At 62.1% G+C, this 3,520-nt stretch carries 3 protein-coding genes; 1 reads left to right on the forward strand and 2 read right to left on the reverse strand.

What is annotated here, in order from left to right; all coding sequences use genetic code 11:
• Positions 1 to 203: 203 nt before the first annotated feature.
• Positions 204 to 1,718 carry a threonine ammonia-lyase, biosynthetic gene (gene ilvA, locus WB402_RS13340; protein ID WP_424208659.1) on the reverse strand — a complete coding sequence of 505 codons (1,515 nt, stop codon included), beginning with the start codon at positions 1,716 to 1,718 and terminating at the stop codon, positions 204 to 206.
• An 84-nt stretch (positions 1,719 to 1,802) separates the two neighbouring features.
• On the opposite strand from ilvA, the gene rpiA reads away from it, so the two are divergent.
• Positions 1,803 to 2,459, forward strand: a complete 657-nt coding sequence (gene rpiA / locus WB402_RS13345) for a ribose-5-phosphate isomerase RpiA (protein WP_424208661.1) — start codon at positions 1,803 to 1,805, stop codon at positions 2,457 to 2,459.
• On the opposite strand, the gene WB402_RS13350 is transcribed toward rpiA, so the two are convergent.
• Positions 2,443 to 3,520, reverse strand: a 1,078-nt coding sequence (locus WB402_RS13350; protein WP_424208663.1) for a cation-translocating P-type ATPase, incomplete at its 5' end; no start/stop codon positions are given. The genes rpiA and WB402_RS13350 overlap by 17 nt on opposite strands.

Genomic DNA, 3,520 nt, shown 5'->3' on the forward strand with positions numbered 1-3,520 from the left:
GAGGAACGGAGGAAGGGGTCGCGCGCTCCGGGCGGCCTTTTCTTTCGTGGCTTTCTTTTGGCCGAACAAAAGAAAGCCACCCAGGGTGCAGGGGCGGAGCCACCCGCCATTAGCTTTTGAAAGTCAGCGAAGCCGACACAATGTTGTTCGGTGGGTTACGGCAAAAAACGCCTAACCCACCCTACATTAATGACAAAAACGAGTTAGCTCAAAAACAACTTATACGCCGGATTCCCCGTCTCCTCGGCATATTCATAACCGAGGCTGTCGAGAAATTTCTGGAATTTTTTCTTGTCTTGCGGCGGGACCTGCATGCCGACCAGCACGCGTCCGAAGTCGGCGCCGTGGGAGCGGTAGTGGAACAGCGAGATATTCCAGCTTCCGCCCATCTTGTTGAGGAAATTCATCAACGCCCCCGGGCGTTCCGGGAATTCGAAGCGGTAAAGGATTTCATTGACCGCGTTCGGCGCGCGGCCGCCGACGAGATGGCGGATGTGCAGCTTGGCCATCTCGTTGTCGGTCATGTCGAGCGTGGCGTAGCCGTGTTTGCGGAGAGTGCCCACGAGCTTTTTTACATCCGCAGCGTCCGGCGGGATCTGCACGCCGACGAAAATGTGCGCCGCCTTGGGGTCGGCGAAACGGTAGTTGAACTCGGTGATGTTGTGGCCGCCGAGGATGGTACAGAACTGCTTGAGCGCGCCGGGGCGCTCGGGAATCGTGACCGCGAGGATCGCCTCGCGCCGCTCGCCAACCTCGGCACGCTCGGCCACGTAGCGCAGGCGGTCGAAATTCACGTTCGCGCCGGAGGCAATGGCGACGAGATTTTTCCCCTTCAGGCGTTTCTGCTCCGCGTAACGCTTCAAACCGGCGTAGGCAAGCGCGCCAGCGGGCTCGAGGATCGAGCGGCGGTCCTCGAAGATGTCCTTGATCGCGGCGCAGATCTCGTCGTTCGAGACGATCACCATCTCGTCCACGAACTGTTTGCAGAGCCGGAAAGTTTCCTCGCCCACCTGCCGCACCGCGACGCCGTCGGCAAAGATGCCGACGTGATCGAGCAGCACGCGCTTGCCTGCTTTGAGCGACTTTTCCATGGCATCGGCATCCTCGGGCTCAACACCGATGATCTTTATTTCGGGACGCAGCTGCTTGATATACGCCGCGATGCCGGCAATCAACCCGCCGCCGCCCACGGGAACGAACACCGCGTGGATTGGCCCGCTGTGCTGCTTCAGGATTTCCATGCCAATCGTCCCCTGCCCGGCGATAACGTCCGGGTCGTCATAGGGATGCACAAAGGTCAGCTTGCGCTTGTTAGCAATTTCGCGCGCGTGGGTGTAGGCCTCGTCGTAATTGTCGCCGTGCAACACCACCTTGCCGCCCAGGTTGCGCACGGCGTCCACCTTGATCTGCGGGGTGGTGCGCGGCATGACGATCACGGCTTTGGTGCCGAGTTTTGAGGCGGCGAGCGCCACGCCCTGGGCATGATTGCCGGCGGAGGCGGCCACCACGCCTTTCTTCAATTCCGCCTTTGGAAGGCCCGCCATTTTGTTGTACGCCCCACGGCACTTGAACGAAAACACCGGCTGCTCGTCCTCACGCTTGAGCCAGACGTGGTTACCGGTGCGGCGAGAAAGGATGGGGGCGAGTTCGAGAGGTGTTTCGCGCGCGACATCGTACACGCGGGCACTCTCGATTTTCTTCAAGTATTTCTGGGGCATCCGGCTAATCTAACATGAAGAACACTTCATTATCACAGGGATAATAGGTATTCTGGCGCCCTTTCAGACATTAACGAGAACATCATGACTCCGGACGACAAGAAAAAAGCGGTCGCGTTGGCAGCGCTGGAATACGTGGAATCCGGCTGGGTGATCGGCGTCGGCACCGGCTCCACCGCCAATCATTTCATTGACGGGCTGGCCAAAATCAAGGGCAAGCTCGACGGCGCCGTGGCCAGTTCCAACGCCACCGCCGAGCGCCTGAAGAAACACGGCATTCAAGTACTCGACCTGAACGCCACCGGCGACCTGCCGCTGTACGTGGACGGGGCCGACGAGGCGACCAAGCACCTGCACCTCATCAAGGGCGGCGGCGGCGCGCTGACGCGCGAGAAGATCGTCGCGGCCGCGAGCCGGAAGTTCGTCTGCATCGCCGACGATTCCAAACTCGTCGGCGTGCTCGGCAAGTTCCCGCTGCCGGTCGAGGTCATCCCCATGGGGCGCAGTTATGTCGCGCGCCAGATCGTGCTGCTCGGCGGCCAACCGGTGCTGCGCGAGAATTTCAAGACTGACAATGGCAACCTCATTCTCGACGTGCACAACCTGAACATCATGAACCCGGTGGAACTCGAGGAAAAACTCGATCACCTCGCCGGCGTCGTCACCAACGGCCTGTTCGCGCGCCGCCCGGCGGACGTGCTGCTGCTCGCCTCCGATCAGGGCGTCAAGACCCTGACCTGACTTCGCGCCGCACCGGCGCTGCGCCATAAAGCCAGCCGCGGCGCACCAGCACCTTCTCGATCTCCACGGCGACGAATATCAATCCCGCCAACAACAGGCAGATTCCCAGTTCCATCGCCGTCAGCGGTTCGGTGTGAAAGATCGGGTTGAGCGCCGGAACATAAATCGTCGCCAGTTGCAGCACGAAGGTGAGCAGCACCGCAACCAGCAGCGGCAGGTTGGTGGTGAAACCGCGCGTGAACAGCGACTCGGTTTCAGAACGGATTGCCAGCACGTGTGTCATCTGCGACAGCGTCAGCACCGTGAACACCATCGTCTGCCAGTGGGCGTCGCCCACGCGCATCGCCCACGCCTGCGTGATCAGGCATAACGCCGTGATCAGGCCACCGACCCAGAGGATATGCTGCCAGATCCCGTGCGCGAACAGGTTCTCCCGCGGCGGGCGCGGCGGGCGCTGCATGATGCCTTTTTCCTCGGGCTCCACGGCCAGCGCCAGCCCCGGCAGGCCGTCGGTCACCAGGTTCACCCACAGGATATGAATCGGCAGCAGCGGGATCGGCAGACCCAGAAACGGCGCCAGGAACAGCGTGCCGATTTCACCGGAGTTGCCGGTCATGACGAAGCGCACGAACTTGCGGATGTTGTCGAATATGCGCCGGCCCTCGCGCACCGCCGCGACGATGCTCGCGAAGTTGTCGTCGAGCAGGATCATGTGCCCGGCTTCGCGGGCCACGTCGGTGCCGGTGATGCCCATGGCGATGCCGATATCCGCGCGCCGCAGCGCCGGGGCGTCGTTCACGCCATCGCCGGTCATGGCGACGTATTCGCCCTTATCCTGCAGCGCCTTGACGATCTTGATCTTCTGCTCCGGGGCGACGCGCGCGTACACGCGCACGTGTTCCACGCGCTCCTCGAACTCCTTCATTTCCAGGCGCGTCAGCTCGCGACCGGTGAGTACCTCTCCATCATCGGCGATAATGCCGAGGCGCGCGGCGATGGCGCGCGCCGTGGCCGGGTGATCGCCGGTGATCATGACCGGCGTGATGCCGGCGCTGCGGCAC

It is taken from the genome of Sulfuricaulis sp. (genome assembly GCF_049587675.1).
Lineage (GTDB): Bacteria > Pseudomonadota > Gammaproteobacteria > Acidiferrobacterales > Sulfurifustaceae > Sulfuricaulis.